This window comes from Nocardia sp. NPDC058519, assembly GCF_042719755.1.
Taxonomy (GTDB): Bacteria; Actinomycetota; Actinomycetes; order Mycobacteriales; family Mycobacteriaceae; genus Nocardia.
On record NZ_JBHXNK010000004.1, the window covers coordinates 135,814 to 159,023 of the forward strand.

General features: G+C 68.4%; 10 protein-coding genes. 4 read left to right on the forward strand and 6 right to left on the reverse strand.

The annotated features are described in order from the left end of the window. Positions 1-65 precede the first annotated feature (65 nt). The 4 genes from ACFWPK_RS06790 to ACFWPK_RS06805 all read left to right on the forward strand — a co-directional run bounded on the left by ACFWPK_RS06790 (position 66) and on the right by ACFWPK_RS06805 (position 17,277). Positions 66-422 (forward strand): hypothetical protein, encoded by a 357-nt coding sequence (locus ACFWPK_RS06790; protein WP_378913604.1) that lies wholly within the window; start codon positions 66-68, stop codon positions 420-422. Positions 423-428: 6 nt separating this feature from the next. Then, positions 429-962, forward strand: coding sequence for a hypothetical protein (locus ACFWPK_RS06795; protein ID WP_378913605.1), 534 nt, complete (start codon positions 429-431; stop codon positions 960-962). 19 nt (positions 963-981) lie between these two features. Continuing rightward, positions 982-3,060 carry an MMPL family transporter gene (locus ACFWPK_RS06800; RefSeq protein WP_378913606.1) on the forward strand — a complete coding sequence of 693 codons (2,079 nt, stop codon included), beginning with the start codon at positions 982-984 and terminating at the stop codon, positions 3,058-3,060. A gap of 432 nt (positions 3,061-3,492) precedes the next feature. Further along, positions 3,493-17,277, forward strand: a complete 13,785-nt coding sequence (locus ACFWPK_RS06805; protein WP_378913607.1) for an amino acid adenylation domain-containing protein — start codon at positions 3,493-3,495, stop codon at positions 17,275-17,277. A 22-nt stretch (positions 17,278-17,299) separates the two neighbouring features. Here the strand turns inward: ACFWPK_RS06805 and ACFWPK_RS06810 are convergent, their stop codons facing one another. From ACFWPK_RS06810 to ACFWPK_RS06835, 6 genes are all read right to left on the reverse strand, one after another. Further along, positions 17,300-18,394, reverse strand: coding sequence for an asparaginase (locus tag ACFWPK_RS06810; RefSeq protein WP_378913608.1), 1,095 nt, complete (start codon positions 18,392-18,394; stop codon positions 17,300-17,302). A gap of 114 nt (positions 18,395-18,508) precedes the next feature. Further along, on the reverse strand, positions 18,509-18,841 hold the full coding sequence (locus ACFWPK_RS06815; RefSeq protein ID WP_378913609.1) for a VOC family protein: 333 nt from the start codon (positions 18,839-18,841) through the stop codon (positions 18,509-18,511). 193 nt (positions 18,842-19,034) lie between these two features. Next, positions 19,035-19,898: a heme ABC transporter ATP-binding protein gene (locus tag ACFWPK_RS06820; protein WP_378913610.1), complete on the reverse strand. Its 864-nt coding sequence runs from the start codon at positions 19,896-19,898 to the stop codon at positions 19,035-19,037. Beyond that, the gene (locus tag ACFWPK_RS06825; protein WP_378913611.1) at positions 19,895-21,016 is read right to left on the reverse strand and encodes a FecCD family ABC transporter permease; all 1,122 of its coding nucleotides are present in this window, start codon (positions 21,014-21,016) and stop codon (positions 19,895-19,897) included. Before ACFWPK_RS06825 ends, ACFWPK_RS06820 begins: the two co-directional genes overlap by 4 nt. Beyond that, the gene (locus tag ACFWPK_RS06830; RefSeq protein ID WP_378913612.1) at positions 21,013-22,026 is read right to left on the reverse strand and encodes a hemin ABC transporter substrate-binding protein; all 1,014 of its coding nucleotides are present in this window, start codon (positions 22,024-22,026) and stop codon (positions 21,013-21,015) included. The genes ACFWPK_RS06825 and ACFWPK_RS06830 overlap by 4 nt, the downstream gene beginning before the upstream one ends. Before the next feature lie 17 nt (positions 22,027-22,043). Further along, positions 22,044-23,021, reverse strand: a complete 978-nt coding sequence (locus ACFWPK_RS06835; RefSeq protein ID WP_378913613.1) for an aldo/keto reductase — start codon at positions 23,019-23,021, stop codon at positions 22,044-22,046. Between the last annotated feature and the right edge of the window lie 189 nt (positions 23,022-23,210).

Here is a 23,210-nt window from a genome sequence, read left to right on the forward strand (position 1 = left end):
GGTGACGCACGTTACTGTTGACGCGTCGACAATTGATTGCCACACAGCGGCAGGAGATCCCCACGATGACCGACCGGACACCAGCGGGTTTCGGCATCGATGACATCTCCGTCGGACCGTTCGCCCACGGCTTCGGCACCACCGACGACGGCCGCCCCTTCGCCTTCCGCACCGACCGCGCCACCCTGACCGTGCAGATATATCGCGCCGACCTGGGCGATGCGGTACCGGGATCCGACGACGTGGTGGCCCAGGCGCACGCTCAGGTGACCGACATCGACCTCGGTGACGAACGCAGCGTCAGCGCCTTCGTGCGCGATCTGCTCCCCGACGCCCACCCTGTCGCGGGGGCGGCGACCAGTGACATCTCCACAGTTCGCGCCATCCTGGGACGGATCAGTGCCGTCATTGATGGTATGTAGATGGTGATGTCTTCCACACTTTTCGCCAGGGCCGCTGCGGCCACCGCCTGCCTCACGGCCCTCGTCGCCCTCGCCGCGTGCGCGGGAACCGCCGACGAGGCCTCGGTCGACGCCGCACGGTCTTCGGCCAACGCCTCCCTCGCCTCCTCTGTCGCGATCTCGGCCAGCAAGGCCAATGTGCCGCTGCCGACCGCCCAGCAACTCGACGCGCAGATCAAGCGCGCGCTCGACCCGAGCCTGCCCGATGTCGAACGCACCGAACTGATCGAAGACGGCGCCGCGTTCTCCGACGCCATCCCCGACATGTACAAGGCGCTGCGCGACAACCCCCACGCGGTGTACGGCGTCGTCGACCCGGTGTTCGACAACCGCGACGGCACCCTCACCGCGACCATGCGCCTGGACAAGGACGGTTCGGGCGCCAATGTGCGTACCACTATCGTGCATTTCGTGCTGCTCGACGGGAAGTGGAAGATCTCGCGCACCGACCTGTGCGGCATCCTGCGCTCGGCCGACTATCGCACCGCCGCCTGCGGCTGAGATGCGCGAATCTCGATCCATGCGGTGGGGCAGGTTCGTCCACCGCCACCGATTCCTCGTGCTCGGCTTCTTCGTGCTGACCGTGCTGGTTTCGGGGTGGTTCGGTCGCGACCTGGCCGACCGCTACACCCAGGAGGGCTGGTTCGACGAGTCGAGCCAGTCGGTGGCGGCGTCCAAACTGGCCGACGAGACCTTCGGCCGTGACACCGACGGCGATCTGATCGTCATCTACACCGCCCCACCCGGCACCACCGTCGACGATCCCGCCGTGCGCGGACCGGTGACGGCGGCGCTGGCCGACCTGCGCAAGCAGTACGGGGAGCGGATCCACAAGATCGACAGCTATTGGGACAGCCCGTTCTCGGCCAATGCCTCCGATCCGACCAAACAGCACGCGTTCGCCAGTATCGGGCTGGCAGGCGGCGGCGGGACCGCGACGGTCAACAACTATCTCGCGTTGAAACCGCACCTGGACGCCGGTGTGCCCGGCGGTGGACCGGGCGGGACCACGGTGCAGCTGGCGGGGCTGCAGCCGGTGGTCGAGGGCATCAATATCGGGATGCAGCACGACATCAAGCGCGCCGAGATCATCGCCTTGCCGATCGTGGCGATCCTGCTCTACTTCGTGTTCGGCGGGGTGATCGGCGCGCTGCTGCCGGTGCTGATCGGTGGACTCACCATTCTCGGCACTTCCGGGATCTTGCGGGTGCTCACCGCCCAGATCGAGGTCAACGTGTTCGCCAGCGCGGTGATGACGCTGGTCGCGCTCGGGTTGGCGATCGACTACGGACTGTTCACGGTGACCCGGTTCCGGGAGGAACTGGCCGCCGGACGCTCCGTCGAGGACGCGACCGCACGCACCGTCGCCACGGCGGGGCGCACCGTGCTGTTCTCCGCGGGGATCATCGCTCTGAGTCTCGGTGCGCTGTTCATCTTCCCGAACGGGGTGCTGCGGTCGGTGCCCTACGGCGGTATTTCCGCGGTGATGCTGGCGGCGCTGTTGTCGGTCACCGCACTGCCCGCCGCGTTGAGTATCGCCGGACACCGGATCGACTGGCTGGGCTGGAAACGTTTCTCGCGCAGCAAGACCGAAGCCCAGATCGATGCCGGGTTCTTCTCCCGGCTGGCACAGTGGGCGATGCGAAGGCCATGGGCGGTGGTCATCCCGATCGTGCTCGGCCTGCTGGCACTGAGCATTCCGTTGCGCCACATCGAGTTCGGTGGCATCAGCGAGAAATATCTGGCCGCCGACAATCCGGCGCGGGTGGCCCAGGAAGACTTCGATCACCTGTTTCCCGGATTCCGCACCGAACCGTTGAAGCTGATCGTGGTCGGAGCGTCGCCGCAGGAGCTGAGCGATATCCGGTTCGAGGCCAATCAGGTTCCCGGGCTGACCGGGCGGTTCGAACCGGCGGCGCCGACCAAGGACAACGTCAATGTGCTCTCCGCCGGGCTCGGTGACAAACGCGACGCCGACCGGGTGATCGACGCGTTGCGTTCGCTGCCAGCGCCACCGGGCGTGCAGGTGATGGTCGCCGGTATCCCCGCGCTCGAACGCGACAGCATCAACGGGTTGATCGACGGGCTGCCGCTGCTGTTGGCGATTCTGATCGCGGCGGCGCTGGCGCTGATGATCGTGGCATTCCGGTCGGTGATCCTGGCGGTGAAGGCCGTCGCGATGAGTGCGCTCAGTTTGGTCTCGACCCTGGGCGTGCTGACCTGGATCTTCGTGGAAGGGCACGGGTCGGAGGCCTTCCAGTTCACGCCCGGACCATTGATGTTCGCGGTGGTGGCGTTGATCGTGACGGTGATCTTCGGGTTGTCCACCGACTACGAGGTGTTCCTGCTGTCCCGGATCGCCGAGAAACGGGCCGCGGGTGCCGATGCCGCCGAGTCCATCCGCTACGGCGTGGCCCACACCGGCGGGGTGATCACCTCGGCGGCGGCGATTCTGATCGTGGTCACCGGGGCGTTCGGGTTCTCGGATCTGGTGCTGATGAAATACATCGCCTACGGGATGATCGTGGCGCTGGTCATCGACGCCACGATCATCCGGATGGTGCTCACCCCGGCGCTGCTGAAGATCATCTGGAAGTAGCCGGGACACAGGGGTGGATGTGGCGTTGGCGAGACCGCGGGTGAATCCTTCGGATCTTGGATAGCTCTGGAGTTGCCAGGTGTGCGGGCCTATGATGAAACGGCTTGTTCAACTCGCTACGTGGGCTTCCCACGGCCCGATGGGAGCGCGGAAGGGAGCAAAATGGCCGCCGCCTCGGCGCCGACGCTCGTTCGCCGATTGAAACCCCGGGGAGATCAGCGATGGGCTCGTTTCTGCACTGTGGGTCGTCCGGGCAGCAGCGAGCTAGGGGTTTGAAACGGATCGTTCCGATCTGTCCCCCGCCTGCAACGGCATCCTCGGTGCCGAACCGACGGCGCGAAAGATCGCGGCTGCCGAATTCCCCGTACTTGCCTCCTCGATCGGATCCCGGCGCGTAGGCAGCGGGGCTGCACCGACTGCAGAAGGGCTCCGATGATTGTCTCCGAACGGGTTCCTCCTGAAGCGTTTCCGCTGTCGCCCGCGCAGCACGGGATATGGATGGCGCAGCAGCTCACCCCCGACGTTCCCTTTGTCATTGCCCAATACGTGAAATTTCACGCAGAGCTGGAACTCGATCTGTTGCGGGGTGTCATCGCCGCGATCGGTCGCGAGTTCGAGACCGCCTGTGTGCGTCTGATCGAGGTCGATGGGCAACCGTTCCAGATCGTCGATCGAGGGCTCGACGTTCAGCCGCAGGTCCTGGACTTCCGCGACGAGGACGACCCGATGTCGGCCGCCGACGAGTGGCTGCACCGCGACACCGAACGTCCGATGGATCTGCTGGTCGATCGCCTGTGCGTGATCGCGGTCCTGTACGTCGGCGACTCCGACTTCCTGTTCTATGTCAAAGCCCACCACATTGTGCTGGACGGCTATGGGGCGATGATCTTGATGAACAGGGGGGCGGAGCTGTACTCGGCCGCGCTCGCCGGCCGCGAGGACGATTACCGACCGTCGACGAGTCTGCGCGCCCTCTACGACAGGGATCAGCAGTACCGCGCCTCGCGTCGTTTCGCCGCCGATCGTGACTACTGGGCGCAGCGAACTCGCGATATGCCGGCCGCGAGCCTGAACGACGACGTTGCTCCGGCCGCTCGTTGCCTCACCGAGGTTGCCGCCCTGTCACAGACAACCACCGAACACCTGGCCGGATCCGTCGAGCACCTGCACACGAATCCGTCGGTGGTGGTGCTCGCGGCCCTCGCCTGCTACATCTCGCGCCAGTCGGGAAGCCACGAAGTACTGGTCAACATTCCGGTGTCGGCTCGAACGACCGCACCATTGAAGCGGGCGGGCGGCATGCTGGTCAATGTCGTCCCGCTTCGGATACGGATTCATCCCAACGACCTCCTCGGCGAGGTGATCGGGCGGATTCAGGTCGAACTGCTGGGAGCCCTACGCCATCAAGGCTGTGGGATCGAGGACATCCGACGCGCCACGGGTGACACCCTGTCACGATTTTCCGTGCCGCTGGTCAATGTGATGCTCGTCGACCTGGAACTGAGACTGGAGACGGTCACCGGCACTTTCCACCCACTGTCCCGCGGACCGGTCGGAGACCGCCTGATCAGCGTGTATCGCAGTGGTGAACCGACGATGACCATGGTCGAGTTTCGTGCCAACCCGAATCGTTATCGAGACGATGAGGTGCGTGAGCAGTGCGCACTCATCGTGGAACTGCTCGACGAGTTGGTCACCGCGGATCCGGACACGCCGCTCCACCTCATTCACCGCGCAAGCGCGGAGCAGGCGGAACGCCGATACCGGGACACAGAGGCGCTGGACTACTGGACATCGGCGCTGGGCGGGCTGTCGGAACTGCCGGAACTGCCGACGGGCGCTTCCTGCCCGGGCATGGTGACGGGGGAGCGAACGTCGGTCGAGTTCGCGATCGACACCGAGTTGAACCGGGCCGTGGTCACGCTGGCCGCCGAACATCGTGTCGATTCGTTTGTCGTGCTGCACGCGGCGGTCGCGATGCTGGTCGCACGACTCGGCGGTGTCGATGATGTCGCGATCGGCACTCCGGTCCTTCGCACCGAACAGGCCGGGCCCGAAGACCCTGTCGTGGACATCCTCGTGCTGCGCACTCGTGTCGACGCGACAGCCACTGTCGCCGACCTGCTCGAACACATCGGCCGGGTCGACCGGGGTGCCTTCGCGCACGCCGATATGCCGTCGCACCGGCTGGCGGCGGCGCTGCGGCGCACCGGGCCGCACACCCCACTGTTTCGGGTGGTGTTCGAGCATCATGCCGGCGGGCGGCCGCCCGCCGTCACGGACGACGCGGTCGCGGCAGCACAGGACGACGACAGTTGCCTCGGCACAGCGGACCTGCAGTTCTGCGTGACCGAGCACTTGGATCGAGACGGCCGGGCCGCCGGCATGAGCGTAGAAGTGCGGTATCGGACCGATCTGTTCAACGACGAGATCATCCGGGGATTCGCGAATCGGTGGTTGCGGATCCTGGTGTCGGCGACGGCGGAGGTGTCCGTGCGGGTCGGCGACATCGATCTGCTCGACCCGGCCGAGCGACAGACCCTGGTACCGGTGCGTGGCGCGCCCGGGTTCCCCCCGCGGCTTCTGCCCGAGATCCTGGCAGCCGCGACGTCCGTGGATCCGGCGGCCCCGGCGGTATCGTGCGGAGATCTCCGGATCTCCTACGGAATGCTCGACGAGCGGTCCGACCGGTTGGCACTGCTGCTGATCGGCCTCGGCGCGGGCCCGGAACGCTTCGTAGCGATCGGCATGCCGCGGTCGGTTGAATCGGTACTGGCGGTATGGGCGATAGCGAAGACGGGCGCGGCGTTCGTGCCGTTGGATACGACCTATCCCGCCGAACGGATAGCGGTCATGCTCGACGATTGCGGCGCCGTGCTCGGACTGACGGTCGCCGCCGAGCGCGATCGGATGCCCGGCAGTATTCCGTGGGTAGTGCTCGACGATCCGCAGGTGGTGCACACGCCCGCGCGGCCGTCGAGCGCGGTGACCGATACGGACCGGACGGCCACCCTGCGGTGGGATCACCCGGCCTACCTGATCTACACCTCGGGGTCGACGGGAACACCGAAGGCAGTGATGGTCACCCATCGGGGACTGGCGAATCTCGTTGCGCACGGGGCGACACTGGCCGATGCCGGGGACCGGGTGTGGCACGGCGCCTCACTGAGTTTCGATCTGGCCGTGTTCGAGCTGTTCGTCGCGTTCGGTGCCGGGGCTGAGCTCGTGATCGCGCCGCCCGGGGTGTTCGGCGGCGCCGAACTCGCCCGGCTGCTCGCCGCCGAGCGAATCACCCACTGGTGCACCACGCCTGCTGTCCTTGCCACCCTCGATCCGACGGATCTGGACAACCTCGCCTTCGTGAGCGTCGGGGGCGAGGTATGCCCGCCGAGTCTGGTGCAACGGTGGGCGCCGGGTCGGCGCATGGTCAACGGGTACGGGCCCAGCGAAACGGCAGTGCAGGCGACGACCGTCGACTTGCAGTCCGGCGACGACGTGACACTGGGCAGTCCCGGACGTGGATTCCAGGCCGTGGTGCTCGACGCACGCCTGCATGCGGTGCCCGTCGGCGTCGTGGGCGAGCTCTACCTGTCGGGACCTGCTCTCGCTCGTGGGTATCACCGGCGGTTCGGGACGACCGCGGAGCGGTTCGTGGCTGATCCGTTCGGTGCCGCGGGACAGCGAATGTATCGAACCGGCGACCTGATGCGGTGGACAACCGGCGCGAGCGCCGCCGGGACTTCGGTACCGCGGCTCGAGTATGTCGGGCGGGCCGATCTTCAGGTGAAGCTGCGGGGCAGGCGGATCGAGCTCGGTGAGGTGGAGGCGGCGTTGCTGCGGCACGAGCGGGTGGCCCAGGCGGTGGCCGAAGTCCGCGTCGAGGCCGGAATCGAACACCTCGTCGGCTACGTGGTGCCAGAGGCGGGCGAGAACCTCGACGGGCCGGAGGTACTGGCCTCGGTGGCGTCGGTGCTGCCCGGCCACATGGTGCCCGCCGTGGTGATGGTGCTGGCGGTGATGCCGATCACCGGCAACGGCAAGATCGACCGGAATGCGCTGCCGAAACCGGAGTTCCGGGCAGCGGTGTACCGGCCGCCGCGCACGAGCGTGGAACGAGCAATGGTAGGCGTATTCGCCGAGGTACTCGGCCTCGCGCCGGATCGGGTCGGCCTCGACGACGGCTTCTTCGATCTCGGTGGCGACTCGCTGCTGGCGACGGGGCTCGTCGCCCGGATCCGCTCGGCGCTCGGGGCCGAGGTGCCGATCCGGACGATCTTCGAGGCGCCGACGGTCGCCGAACTGGTACCGCGGCTCGCGGTGAGCGGCGTGGCGCGCCCCGCGCTGGTCCCGCAGCAGCGACCGGCGCGGATTCCCTTGTCCTACGCGCAGAATCGCCTGTGGTTCATTCATCGATACGAGGGTCCGTCCGCGACGTACAACATCCCGATGGCGGCGCGTCTGCGCGGAGATGTGGACGTCGCGGCTATGGCCGCGGCTTTCGCCGATGTGGTCGCCCGCCACGAAAGTCTGCGCACGGTGTTCGAGGAGGACGACGGAGTTCCGTTCCAGCGGATCCTGCCTGCCGACACCGTGTCGCTGTCGTTGTCGATGACAACGGTGACACCCGAACGGATCGCCGAAGCGATCGCGACGGAGGCCGGGTACCGTTTCGATCTGTCGGCCGAGATTCCGGTTCGTGCGGCGCTGCTGCGACAAGCTCCCGACGAACACGTCCTGGTCCTGGTGCTCCATCACATCGCCGGAGACGGTGCCTCGATGGTCCCGCTGGTGCGCGACGTCATGACCGCGTACAGCGCCCGGGCGGCGGGTCAGGAGCCGGGCTGGGATCCGTTGCCGGTGCAATACGCCGACTACACGCTGTGGCAGCGGACGCTGCTCGGTGCGGAGAACGATCCGGGCAGCCTGGTGTCGCGCCAATTCGATTATTGGCGAGCCGAATTGGCGGACGCGCCACAACAGCTCCGGTTGCCGACCGATCGGCCACGGCCGCCGATCCAGTCCTTCCGTGGCGGGCTGGTCGAGTTCACCATCGACGAGTGGCTGCGTGCGGCGGTCGACGATCTCGCCCGATCGCGCGGAGCGACGGCATCGATGGTGGTGCAGTCGGCGCTCGCGGTGCTCCTGCACAAGCTCGGCGCCGGAAGCGACATCACCATCGGCGGTCCGGTAGCCGGTCGCACCGACGAGGCGCTGACCGACCTGATCGGCTTCTTCGTCAACTCCTGGGTGCTGCGCGTCGATCTCTCCGGGATCGGCGAGTTCACCGACGTCCTCGACCAGGTCAGGGCGAAAGCGCTGGCGGCATACGAGCATCAGGATGCTCCGTTCGAACGGCTCGTCGAGTTGCTCAACCCGGTGCGATCCACCGCCCATCACGCGCTGTTCCAGGTCGCGATGGCATGGCAGAACCTCCCGGTTCCGGTGCTGGACTATCCCGGCTTGCAGGTGACGGTGGAGCCGGTGACGGCGGAGGTGGCACGCGTCGACCTGTTCTTCAGCCTGTCCGACCGCTCGGCGATGCCCGGCTCGCCGGGTGGAGTGCGTGGAACGATCGAGTACGCCAGCGACCTGTTCGATCGCACGACCGTCGAGCACATCGCCGCTCGCTTCGTCCGGGTCCTCACCGCGATGGTGACCCATCCGCACGGTCGGTTCGAGCTGGTGGATCTGCTCGATCCGAGTGAGCGCGCCGGGGTGCTGCGGGAGTGGAACGGCACCACGGTCGCCGTCCCGGACACCACTGTGCCGATGCTGTTCGCCGAACAAGCGTCGGCAACTCCCGATGCGGTGGCGCTGTCGTTCGGTACCGAACACTGGACGTACCGCGAGCTCGCCGTTCGCGCGAACCGGTTGGCCCGCCGGTTGATCGCCCAGGGTGTGGGTCCGGAGTCGGTCGTGGCGATTGTGCTGGACAGGTCGGCGACACTGATCGTGGCGATGCTGGCGGTGTCGACCGCAGGCGCAGCGTACCTGCCGATCGACCCTAGCTATCCCAGCGAGCGCACCGCATTCATCCTCGAGGACGCCGCCGTGCACCTGATGGTGAGCGAGTCGGGCGTCGCGCGGCAACTGCCTTCTCCTGCCTGCCCCGTACTGTTGCTGGACGACACCGCCGTGGCCTCGGTCGACGACCCGGTTGCGGGGGAAGGTTCGGTGACCGATGCCGACCGGAGCAGGCCCCTGCTGCCCGAACACCCGGCGTATCTCATCTACACCTCTGGTTCGTCCGGTGTTCCCAAGGGTGTGATGATCACCCACCGAAACCTGGTCCACCTGGTCGCCCACGGCTGGCCGACGATCCCGACCCGGCGGCGGTTGACGGCATCATCGCCGGGGTTCGACGCATCCGTGCACGAGATCTGGCCGACGCTGCTCAACGGCATCGAACTCGTACTCGCTCCGCCCGGAACCCCGGATCCGGCTCGCATCGCGCAGACGGTGCTCGACCACGGCGTCACGTCGATGTTCGTGTCCACTCCGATGTTTCACCTGCTGACCGATCCGGCCATCGCGCCGGACCGACTGTGGGAGCAGGTCGACCTTGTCATCACCGCCGGTGAGGCGCTGTCCCCGGTGGCCGTCGACCGCTTCCGTAGCGCGCATCCACACACCCTGGTGGTCAACGGCTACGGCCCTACCGAGACCACGGTCTGCACCACCCTGTACACCGTTCCCGGCACCGACGACGCAGCCCTGACCGGGGTGCCCATCGGGACGCCCATCGAGGGTGTGCGGGTGTACGTCCTCGATGCGGGCCTGCAACCGGTACCCCTCGGAGTACCCGGAGAGCTGTACATAGCCGGGGCCGGTGTCGGACGCGGCTACCACGGCCGACCGGCACTGACAGCCGACCGGTTCGTCGCGTGTCCGTTCGGGGAGGCCGGGAGGCGAATGTACCGGTCGGGAGACCTCGTCACCTGGATGCCCTGCGAGCGCACCGAGGCAGGGGAGGTCACGGCTGCGCAACTCGGCTTCCTCGGCCGCGTCGATGCGCAGGTCAAGATCCGGGGATTCCGGGTCGAGCCAGGAGAGATCGAGGCGGCTCTGACGTCGCATCCCGCGGTCGCCCAGGCGACGGTGATCGCGCGCCGGACCCCAGGAGACACCGCGAGCAAACAACTGATCGGGTACGTCGTGCTCGACCGCGAGCTGACCATGCGTGCGGACACCGATCGAGAATCAGAAGTGGTCGAGAGCTGGCAGACGCTGTACGACGACGCGTACTCGGCCACACAGGTCACCCACCCCACCCCGGCAGGGGTTGCGCTCGCGGCGGACTTCAGCGGCTGGAACGCCAGCGACACCGGCGAACCGCTGCCGCTCGACGAGATGGTGCAGTGGCGGGACGCGACCGTGCAGTCGATCCGCCGGCTGCAGCCGCACCGGCTGCTCGAAATCGGTGTCGGCTCCGGGCTGCTGCTCGCCGAACTGGCCCCGGAATGCGACGAATACTGGGCGACCGATTTCGCCGCACCGACGATCGCCTCCCTCCGCACCAAGGTCGCCGAACAACCGTGGGCGGAGCACGTGCGGCTGCGCGTCCAACCCGCGCACGAGACCGACGGGCTCCCCGAAAGCCACTTCGACACCATCGTGCTCAACTCGGTGGTGCAGTACTTCCCCGACGCCGCCTACCTGCTCGACGTGCTCGGCAAGGCTCTGCGACTGCTCGCGCCCGGCGGGGCGCTGTACATCGGCGACGTCCGGAACCTGAATCTGCTGCCGCAGTTCACCGCTGGGGTCGAGCTCGCGCGGGCCGATGGGACCGACACCGCCGCGATCGTGCGCGAGCGGGTACGCCGTGCCCAGCTCGCCGAGCGGGAACTGCTGCTCGCCCCCGAGTTCTTCGTCGCCCTGCCGCAGCACCTCATCGGCATCACCGGAGTCGACATCCAGCTCGGCCGGATGGCAGCGGTCAACGAACTCGGTCGCTACCGCTACCAGGTGGTCCTGCACACGGCTCCGGCCCGCTCGCTCGCCGCTGCGCCGACACAACCATGGACCAGGTGGGGGACCGCGACGGCCATGGGCGAGCACCTCCGGACAGCCGGACCGGACATGATGCGTGTCACCGGAATACCGCGCGCCGGGCTGGGACAAGTGGTCACGCTGGCCACCGCACTCGACGACGCCCCCGACGTGATGACGGTACGGAATCTGCTCGACGCGGCCCGCGCCGGAGACGGGTCGGCGCCGCACGACGCCGACCGCGTCGGATCGGCGTTCGGATATTCGGCTGCGGTCACCTGGTCGTGCACACCGGGCTCGATGGACATCGTCTTCATCAAGGAAACCGGTGATCATGGTCGTGGCGGCCTGACCGATGTGTACCTGCCTGCCCACCCGATCGGCGCACTCGCCCGCTACGCCAACGACCCCGGTGCCGGCGCACGTCTCGAGGAGATCCGCCGCTTCGCGGACGAGCGTCTGCCCGACTTCATGGTCCCCGCTGCGATCGTGCACATGGCAGCTCTTCCCCTGACGGCACACGGGAAAGTGGATCACCGGGCACTGCCCGCGCCGGAGTTCGCGGTCCAGAGCACGGGCTACCGAGCGCCGTCCACGCCGGCCGAGGAAACACTGGCCGGGATCTTCGGCGAGGTCCTCGGACTCGGAAGCGTCGGAGTGAACGATTCGTTCTTCGCGCTCGGCGGGGACTCGATCATGTCGATTCAGGTGGTCTCCCGGGCCAAATCGGCGGGATTGGTGCTCTCGCCGCGAGAGGTGTTCGAGCACAAGACCGTTGCGGCGTTGGCCGCCGTTGCCGCGTCCGTCGCGGCGCGGCCGGGGCCACTCGAGGAACTGCCCGGCGGCGGCATCGGCGACATCACCGCACTCCCCATCTGGCGATGGCTGCTCGAGCACGGCGGTCGCTTCGACCGATTCTCCCAGTCGGTGCTGCTGAACCTGCCGGACGGGGCCGACGAGAACAACCTGGTGGCCGCACTGCAAGCCGTGGTGGATCGACACGACATGCTTCGCGCCCTGCTGCCCACCCCGTCGGATCCGGGATCGGGCGGGTGCCTGCGAGCACGGCCGGTAGGGGCGGTGGATGCCGCCGAGCTGCTCCGGCGGATACCAGTCGAGTCCGTGACTGGACCGGACTTCGTCACCACGGCCCGGGCCGCTCTCGATGCCGCTGCGGGCCGACTCGACCCCGCCTCCGGGATCGTGCTGCAGGCGGTGTGGTTCGACGCGGGCACCTCCGGCCGAATGCTGTTGGTAGCCCATCACTTGGTGATCGACGGTGTGTCGTGGCGCATCCTGGTGCCGGATCTCGCGACCGCATGGGGACGGATCATCGCCGGACTCGATCCCGAACTCGAACCAGTCGGCACGTCGATGCGCCGGTGGGCACACGGATTGCGCGAGGAAGCCGACATCGACTCCCGGCGCGACGAACTGGCGCTGTGGCAGCAGATCCTCTCGGTCGACGAACCGCCGGTGGGATCGCGGCCCCTCGATCCGGCGACGGACACCGGCGCCACCATCGACACGATCACTGTCGACATTCCGACCCGCACCACCGCGACCCTCCTGACCACACTGCCCGACACCGTCCATGCGGGAGTGGACAGCGGTCTGCTCACCGCTCTCGGGCTGGCGGTCAGCACGTGGCGACGGGGCAGAGGCAACGACACCGACCAGGTACTGATCGGGCTCGAAGGCCACGGTCGAGAAGAACAGGTGATGCCCGGCGCCGACCTGTCCCGCACCGTTGGCTGGTTCACCAGCATGTACCCGTTGCGAGTGGACCTGTCCGGAACAGACGCGGACGAAGTGCTCGCTACCGGCGCGCGGACAGGAACGGCGATCGCGGCGGTCAAGGCGGTCAAGGAACAACTGCTCGCCGTGCCGGACCACGGGATCGGATTCGGCGTGCTGCGCTATCTGCACGACGAGTTCGGGCCGGTGCTCGCCGCCCGCCCCGATCCGCAGATCATCTTCAACTATCTCGGCCGGATCACCGCCACACCGCCCGGAATCGCGCGCGAGACCGGATGGCTACCGGTCACCGACGTCGACCTCGGTGGCGGTATCGACCCGGACCAACCCGCGACCGCGGCGGTGGCCGTCAATGCCGTCGTCGTCGACACCGACGCCGGGCCGGTGCTGCGCACCTCGTTCGCGTTTCCGACGGGCGTGCTGACCGCCGCCGAGGTCACCGATCTGGCGGACCGATGGCAGCGAGCTCTGACCGCAGTCGCCGTCGGCGCCACCGAGCCCGGCGCGGGCGGACACACCCCGTCGGACCTGCCTTTGGTGTCGCTGACACAGCGGGCGATCGAGGAGCTGGAACATCGGTATCCCGGACTCGAGGACGTCTGGCCGTTGACGCCGCTGCAGAGCGGTCTGTTGTTCCATGCCTTGCAGGCCGACTCGATCGATGCCTACCTGGTACAGATCACCTTGCATCTGGAGGGCCGGGTCGATGCGCGGCGGCTGCGGCGCGCCGCCGAGGCCGTGTCGCGGCGGTACCCGAACCTGCGCGCCGCCTTCGCGGTGCACGACGGCAATCCCGTGCAGGTCGTCTCACACGGGATCGAATTCCCGCTCCGTGAGGTCGATCTGACGGGCGGCGAGACCACCACCCGCGCAGCCGATGTGGATCGGATCCTGACCGAGGATCTGGCCGTTCGTTTCGACTCCACCAGCGCGCCACTGTTGCGGCTGACCCTGATCCGGCTGACAGACAACGAATTCCGGCTGGTGTTCACCAATCACCACATCCTGCTCGACGGCTGGTCGGCGCCGCTGCTGCTGAAGGAGATGCTCGTTCTCTACGCGGGCGACGGCGACGCGTCGGTGCTGCCGCGGCCCCCGGCCTACCGGGACTATCTTGGCTGGCTCGCCCGACAGGACGCCGACGCCGCGCGCACGGCGTGGTCGCGCTACCTCGCCGGGATCGACCGCCCGACCCTGCTGGCCCCGGGTCGGCGCGGCGCGCCGGTGGGCGCCGTCTCCGAGGACACCTCGGTGACCCTCGACGAAGACCGGAGCCGAGGACTCGAGACCTTTGCCCATGCACACTCCTTGACGCTGAATCTGCTCGTTCAGGTCGCCTGGGGCATCGTGCTCGGCACACTGACCTCGCGGCGCGATGCGGTGTTCGGTGGCGCCGTCTCCGGTCGGCAGGCACCGGTTCCCGGTATCGAGGAGATGGTCGGCCTGTTCGTCAACACCGTGCCGGTGCGAGTCACCCTCGACCCGAACAAGACCCTCACCGAGTTGCTCGACGCGGTCCGCACCGACCAGGCGGAGCTACTGGACTACCACTACCTCGGACTGGGCGACATCCAGCAGGCCGTAGGTCCGGGCGCCGTCTTCGACACATTGACGGTGTTCGAGTCGTATCCGGTGGACCGGGCCGCGCTGAGCCGCGCCACCGACATCGCCGGCATGCGCGTGACCGACGTGAGCGGCCGAGACTCCGGACACTATCCCCTGACCCTGATCGCGCACATGGACACTCGGTTGCACCTGCGGGCCAGCTACCGACCCGACCTGTACGCCCGGGCCGACGCCGAGCGGGCACTGACCCGGGTGGTCCGAGTGCTCGACGCCCTCGTCGACGAACCCGAGATGCTGCTCGGACGGCTGAATCTGCTCGACGAGACCGAACACCGAAACCTGGCTCCGGTCACCGATTCCACCGCGGTTGCGGTGCCCGAGGCGACCTGGACCGCGATGTTCGCCGACCAGGTGGCCCGCCATCGGCGAGAGGTCGCGGTCGGAAACGGGAAACAACTGACCTACGCGGAGTTCGGCGCCCGGATCAATCGGCTGGCGCGATGGTTGATCTCCCGAGGTGTGGGTCCCGACGTCCACGTGGCCGTGGCGATGCGCCGATCCACCGACCAACTGGTGGCGATGCTCGCGATCGTCGAGGCCGGCGGCGCCTACGTACCGATCGACGCTGATCTCCCGCCGGCACGTACCCAGCACATTCTCGACATGGTTCAGCCGTTGTGTGTGCTGACCTCGACGGGCACCGGGTTCGCGGGAACCGGCTCGGGTGTGTGCATCGACGAGCTCGACACCTCGGGCTCGGATGCCTCCCCGCTCACCGACGCGGACCGGCTCGCACCGGTCCGGCCCGACAACATCGCTTACGTGATCTTCACGTCGGGTTCGACGGGCGTGCCCAAGGGCGTGACGGTCACACACCGGGGCCTGGCACATCTGGCGGCACGGTTATCCGGTCTGGCAGACAACCGCTCGCGCGTCCTGCACGTGATCTCACCGAGTTTCGACCCGTCGCTACTGGAGTTCTTCACCGCCTTCGGCGCGGGAGCGCGACTGGTGGTGGCGCCACCCACGGTGAACGCAGGCCCCGAACTCGAGACTCTGCTCCTGACCGAGCAGATCACCCACCTGTTCACCACCCCCGCGGTGCTGGCCACCCTCGATCCGATCAGGCTGCCCGATCTGGAATTCGTGAGCGTCGGCGGTGAGAGCTGTCCGTCGGCGCTCGTCGAGCGGTGGGCGAGCGGCAGGCGCATGGTCAACGGGTATGGGCCGACCGAGATCACGGTGACGTCGAACATCCGCGATCCGTTGGCGGCGGGCGATCCGATCACGATCGGTGCCCCGCTGCCGGGATTCGCCGAGGTGCTCCTCGATGACCGACTGCAACCGGTACCGGTCGGGGTGGTCGGCGAACTGTACGTCGCAGGTCCGGGAGTGGCCCGCGGATATCACGAGCAACCGGGGATGTCCGCGCACCGGTTCGTGGCCGATCCCTTCGGGGCGCCGGGCAGGCGGATGTACCGGACCGGAGATCTGATGCGGTGGACCGACGGCACCGGCCGACTCGAACTCGACTATGTCGGGCGGGCCGACTTCCAGGTCAAGGTGCGCGGGTTGCGCATCGAGTTGGCGGAGGTGGAGGCGACGCTGTTGCGCCAGCCCGCGGTCGCTCAGACGGTGGCGGTGGTCCGCGACGACGGCGGCGGCGATCGGCTGGTGGCCTACCTGGTCCCCTCCGATCACGGCCACATCGACACGGCCGAGGTGCTGCGATCGTTGGCCTCGGTGCTGCCGTCGTACATGGTGCCGACAACACTGACGGTGCTCCCCGCGATGCCGGTGACCTCGACCGGGAAGGTCGATCGCACGGCGCTACCGGTTCCGGAGGTCGCCCGGACGCAGTACCGGGCTCCGCGAACCGACACCGAGCGGACCGTCGCGGAGGCCTTCGCCGAGGTGCTCGATCTCGACCGGGTCGGATGTGACGACAACTTCTTCGATCTCGGCGGCAACTCGCTCAGCGTCATCCGCGTGGCATCCATCCTGCAGGCCGCGCTGTCGCGGGACGTCGCGCTGCCACTGATCTTCCTCGATCCCACTCCCGCGGGCCTGGCGCGCCGACTGGATGCCGGGTCCGGCGCGACGACGTCGATGCCCGAGGCACTCGACGTGCTGATCCCACTGCGCGCGGAAGGTAGCCGGACACCGCTGTTCTGTGTACATCCGGCGATCGGCATCTCCTGGGTGTATGCCGTTCTGCTGCAGTACCTTCCGGACCGGCCCGTGTACGGCCTGCAGTCGCCGACGCTGTCCGGCGGTCCGACCTACGCGTCTGCGCGCGAGCTCGCCCGCCGCTACGTCGACGAACTCCGAGCCGTTCGTCCGCACGGCCCCTACCAACTGCTCGGCTGGTCACAGGGCGGCCTGATCGCGCACCACATGGCGGTTGCGCTTCGCAACGCGGGAGAGACCGTCGGCCTGGTCGTTCTGGACTACTACCCGATCCAGCGCAGCAGCAGGGACCTCACTCTCGCGGAGATGCTCGCGAGCCTGGGAATCGACCCCGGTGACGACACGCAGACAACACTGTCCGCCGAAGCCGCAGTCGCGCAGGTGAATCGCTCGTTCGGTCACGAAACCGGGCTCACGGCTTTCGAACTCGAACGTATCCTGGCAGCGTATGCCGAGGTACACCGCAGCGCAGGCGCGGAACTCGAGCTGGACATCTTCGACGGCGACATGCTGTTCTTCGCCGCAGCGGACTCACTGGCCGAGTCCGCTGAGGTGAGCCCGAAGTTGTGGCGGAAAGCCGTCGCGGGGACGATCTTCGAACACACCGTCGAGGGAGATCACCTGCAGATGATGACTCCGGAATCGACCTCGATCATCGGTCCGCTGCTGGCAGACCATCTCGAGCGCGGAGATGACCCGCGACGGCGATGCTGAAGATCATCCGGAATCAGCCGCCTCAGAACTGCTGATTGCCGTAATCGCGGAACCAGGCCACGATCTGGTCGTGCTCGGTGGTTCTGGCCAGCGCCAGCAGGAGTAGCAGGCGTGCCTTCTTCGGCGCGAGGTCGCCGCCGCTGACGACGCCCATCTTCGGGTCGACGGTGATCGCGCCGGAACCGTAGGCGTTGGCGGCGACCAGGGCGACACCCTTGGTCGCCAGCGCGGCGCTCGCCTGGTTCGGCGAGGGAGTGCCCGCGAACACGATGCCTTTGGCGCCCGCGGTGACGGCCGCGGTGATGGACTCGGCGGGGGCGTCGAGGTAGCTGTGGGCGATGTCGACGCGCGGGAGGGTGTCGCGGTTGATCGTGCTCAGGTCGAACGGGGTCATCCAGCGGGCGGGGTCGTCGCAGCGCTGGACGCGGGCGGGCGCGCGTTGCAGTCTGATGCCCGCCCCGTCGATGGTGCCGAGGTCGCCGTATTCGCGGGTGGCGAAGGTGTGCACGCGGGTCGAGTCGGTTTTGGTGGCGTCGCGGGCGGGCAGGATCTGGTCGTTGAGGGCGATGACCGTGCCGAAACAGGTGGTCCGGTTGCTCGCCGCGAGGCGGATCGCGTTGTACAGGTTGACCGGTCCGTCACTGCCGATCGCGGTCCACGGTCGCATCGCACCGGTCACGACCACCGGTTTCGTGCTGCGTACGGTGAGGTCGAGGAAGTAGCTCAGCTCCTCCATGGTGGCCGAACCGGTGCTGACCACGACCGAATCATGGTCGTGGAGACGGCGTTCGACCAGTTGCGCCAGATCGTAGAGGTCGGTGACGGTGTAGTCGCCGGATCCCTTCTGCCCGAAGTCCTCGGTCGACAAGGCGGCGATCTCACCGATTTCGGGGCGAAGGGAGTCGACGAGTTCGGCGATCGGCCGCGTGCCCGGCCGATAGGTTTCGAGGTCGGTGCGCCGGTCGGAGGTTCCCGCGATGGTGCCACCGAGGCCGATCACCGCCACCCGCGGCGCCGCTCCCGCCGGTGCGGAATCCGCTGAGCTGACACCGATTCCGGCACTGGAGACTGTTCCGGCGAGAGCGATCGTGGCGGCGATTTTCGCGACTGTGGGCATGCGACTGACGCTACGAACGGCCAGTACGCGACCACATCACCCTCGCGCAGTACCTCGATCCGATACCGGGGTACTGCGCGCGACGGGTGAGATCGTCTCGATGGTCGGAGGCGGCTACTTGCCGATGATGCCGAACGGGTTGCCGTCGGTGTCTTCCAGGACGCAGATGCGGGTGCCGGGGCTGACCTCACGAGGCGCGGTGCGCTCGGTGGCGCCCGCGGAGATGGCCGCGTCTCGGGCCTTGTCGACATCGTCGACTCCGGCGTACGCGACGGGTCCCGCCGCTACGTCGCCACTGGGGTCGAGGCCGATCTGGACATCGCCCACCGCCCAGCCGACGTAGTAGGGCTCGTCGGTGTGCGGAGCTCCGTACAGGGTGGTGTAGACGGCTTTTGTCGCGGCCAGATCGGATACAGGGATGACGACGCTGGCGATGGTGGGGCTCATCGGATCTCCTCTGCGATGGGAGCGAGCCACGTTCGCGGGCGACGAGTAGACCGATCGTCGTCGGCGATGGTGACCGCGATGGACGAATGACCTCGGTGCCCACCCTACTCAGGCGGGCTCGGCCGTCCGCCTCCGCTGAATCCGCGTGTCGAGGAGTGTTCTCAGCGGCGCCCGCGTTCGATCCGGCGGTTCGTCAGTGGTGACCGCGTTCGGGCAAGACGAGTTGGGCGCCGGTGGTCGGGTGATCGAAGACGTCGACGGGGTGGTGGTAGACGGTGGTGAGTAGTTCGCGGGTGAGGATCTCGCGTGGCTTGCCGTCGGCGGCGACGCGGCCCGCGTCCAGGACGGTGACGCGGTCGGCGTAGGCGGCGGCCACCCCGAGGTCATGGACGACGACGACCACGGCGGCGCCCTCGGCGGCGCGGGTGGCTGCCAGGCGCAGGACGGCTTCCTGGTGGCCGAGGTCGAGGGCGGCGGTCGGTTCGTCCAGCAGCAGGGTGGCGGTGTCCTGGGCCAGCACACGAGCCAGGGCTACGCGGGCGCGCTCGCCGCCCGACAGCGACGGGAAGACGCGGGCGGCGAGGTGGGTGACGTCGGTGGCGGCCAGTGCCGCGGTGACGAGTGCGTCGTCGTTGGCGGCGGCCGCGGTGTGCAGCCACGGGGCGCGGCCCATGGCGACGACCTCGCGGGCCGTGAACGGGAAGCCGACGGCGTGGGATTGGGGCAGGACCGCGCGGCGGCGGGCCATGTCGGCCGGGGTCCAGTGGGACAGCGCGTGGCCTTCGAGCTTCACGGTGCCGGTGCTTGGCTCGAGTTCGCCGGCCAGGGCGGCGAGCAGGCTGGACTTGCCCGCACCGTTCGGACCGACCAGAGCGACGATTTCCCCGGCCGCGACCTGAAAGTCGACCGCTTCGAGGACGGTACGGGTGCCGCGCCGCACGGTGAGCCCGGTGGCGCGCAGGGTGACGGTGCCGAGTTCGGGGCGCGCGGGCACGTCAGGGGTTCGTGCGAACAGCGAACGCCAGGAGGCTCGGCGTCCGAGTGCGGCGTCGGTCATCCCCAGCCTCCTGCTCGGGCTCGGGTGCGGCGCAGCAGCCAGAAGAAGAACGGGCCGCCGATCAGGGAGGTGAGCATGCCGAGCGGCAGGTCGGCATTGTGGACCAGCGTGCGGGCCACGACGTCGGCGCCGAGCAACACCACCGCACCCACGATCGCACTGAGCGGAACGAGCACCCGATGGCCGGGCCCGACCATCATCCGCACCAGATGCGGCACGATCAGCCCGACGAACAAAATGATGCCGCTGAACGCCACACCCGCCGCCGTGAGCACGGCGACCACCACGATCACCTGCCTGCGCAGCCGTTCCACATCCACCCCGAGGTGGCGTGCGGCGGAATCGCCGAGTGCGAGCAGATCCAGGCGCGGCGCGATCAGGATCGCCGCCAGGATGCCGACCGCGGACAGCACCGCCACTACCGCCACCGACGGCCAAGTCGCGCCGTTGAGGCTGCCGAGCTGCCAGAACACGATCTGATCCCGCGCGGCGGGACTGGCGACGAACAACAGCAGCGCGATCAAGCCGCCGGCGAAGGCGTTGATCGCCACACCGGTGAGGATCAGCGTCACCACCTCGGTGCGCCCACCCGACCTCGACAGCACATAGACCAGCGCGGTGGTGATCAAACCCGCCACGAACGCCGCGGCCGCCACCGACCAGGCCGCGACGAACGCGCCACCGACCACGATGACGGTCCCCGCTCCGACCGCGGCACCCGCCGACACCCCGATAACACCGGGTTCGGCGAGCGGATTGGCGAACACCCCCTGCAGCAACGCACCCGCTGTCGCGAGGGCAGCCCCCACCAGGATCGCGAGGGCCACCCGGGGGAACCGCACCTCCCACAGCGTCACCTCACCGGCCGGATGCGCCGGCATCGGCCCGATGTCGAGGCCGATCCGATGCGCCACACTGCCGAGGACCTCGGCGGCGGTCGTCGGTACCTGTCCGAGCACCGCCGACACCACGGCCAGCACTACCAGGGCGAGCAGCGCGACAGCGAACACGACTGTCACGCGCGTGCCCCGGTGCCTCGTGGGCGGCAGGGGATCCGGGGTGGCGTCGGTGATCCGCGGGGCGTCCGCGGACTTCGTCAGGTGGGGGCCATCGCTCATGCCGGTTTGCCGTAGACGGCGTCGGACAGCGCGGAGACGACGCGGCCGGTGTTGGGGCCGAAGCTCAGGATCACCGCGTCGGACATGTCGACCACGCGCCGGTTGCGGCCCGCGGGAGTCTGGGCGATGCCGGGCACCTTCTCCAGCCCGTCGACGCCGCCCACCGATTTCAGCCCGTCCGACATCACCAGCAGCACATCAGGTGAGGCCGCGATCATCGCCTCGCTGGTGATGGAGACGAACGGCTCGTTCACGCCGGCGGCGGTGCCCGCGTCGACGCCACCGATCGCGGTGATCAGCGAATCGGCGCCCGAACCGCGGCCCGCGATCATGGTGATGGCGGCGCTGCGCAGGTACAGGAAGGCGATCTTGGGCTGCGGATCCTGCTTCGGGACGCGGGCTGTCGCGGCGGCGATCTCGTCGTGGGTGCGCGCGCCGAGCTGCTTGCCCGCCTCGGGAACACCCAGCGCGGTGGCCACTGCCTCGATCTGCGGGACGACACCGGCCATGCTGCGCTCGGGGTCGAAGTAGACGACGGTCACCCCGGCCGCCCGTAACTGCTCACGCACGGCGGGGGCGGCGCTGGTGGTGTCGGTGAGGAACACCGACGGGCGCAGATTCAGGACCGCTTCGACGCTGAGGCTGCCGTTGCCGCCCGCCACATTGGGCACGGACGCGACGGCGGGGAACGAGGCGGAGGTGCTGCGGCCGACGAGGTTCGCGCCCAGACCCAGCGCCCACACGGTTTGGGCGAGGGTGCCGTACCGGTCGACGGCGATGATGCGCGAGGTGTCGGCGATCGTCACGTCGCTGCCGTCGTAGGACTTCACCGTCACCGGCAACCGCGGCGTCGGCGCCGGCCCGATCGGGACGGGGTCCAGGTCAGCGAGCTGTGCCGTCACCGGCCCGCCCGAATTGGCAGTCGATGCAGGATTGCTCGCGGTGCAAGCGACGGCACCGGTCAGCACCGTCGCCGCGAGCATCGCCGTCAGCACACCACGCAGTTTCATATAGGTGAGGCTAGCCATCATTCGGAACGGGCGCTCACATCGTCCAGGGCCGCCGCGATCGCTCGCGGCAACTCGAGGGTTTCGGCGGCCAGCACGCCGGTGAGCTGACCGATATCGCGGGCACCGACGATCATGCTCGCGATGCCGGGCCGATCACGGATCCAGGCCAGCGCCACCGCCAGCGGCGACGTGCCGAGCCCGTCCGCGGCGGTGACCAGCGCGTCCACCACTCTGGTCGCGCGATCGTCATCGAGCCTGCGCCGGATCTCGGCCGCGGTCGCCTCGTCGGCACCCCGCGAATCCGCCGGGACACCGTCGCGATACTTGCCGGTCAGAATCCCACCGGCCAGCGGCGCCGACGCGATGATGCCCACCCCGTGGTGGCGGCCTGCGGGAATCGCGTCGTTCTCGGTGCCACGCGCGAGCAGCGAGTACGGCGTCTGCGCGGCCGTGATCGGCGCGATCGCGGCCAGGCTGGCCAGCTGCCACGCCGTGAAACCGCGCACACCCGCGTACCGGGTGCGGCCGGTCCGCACCGCGGTGTCGAGGGTGGCCGCGACCTCGTCGAGCGGCGTGTACGGATCCCAGGCGGCGATGCTCCAGATGTCGAGATGGTCGGTGCCCAGTTCGAGCAGGGTTCGATCGAGTTGTTTGAGCAGCGTGCGCCGCGACGCGTCGACCACCGGGCCCACCGCGGCGGGCGCGGGCACCGAGTCGCCGACCCCGGCGCCGGGCGCGTGCATCACCACACCGGCGCTGCCACTGAGCACCAATTCGTCCCGCGAGACCAGGTCGCCGAGCAGATCCGCCAGGATCCGCTGCGCCGCGCCCTCGCCGTAGACGGGGGAGATGTCGACGAGCGTGCCACCGGCCTCGGTGAACGCCGCCAACTGCACCGACGCCTCGTCGGCATCGGTATGTGTCCCCCAGGTATGGGTCGCCAACCCGATTCGCGACACCCGAAGTCCGCTGCGTCCCACCGTTCGCTGTTCCATCACCGCGCCCGCGCATTCGTCACGGCGACAGCCTAATGGGCGCACCACAGCTGCCCCGTTCACCGACCCGCACCGGGATCGGCGGGATCCGCCTCGATGAGGTCCGCGGGCGGCGACCGGACACAGCGACGGGTAGGGTCGCTGCGAGATCGTGGCCGTGCGGGTTGCGGCTAGTGCAAAAGCCCAGGA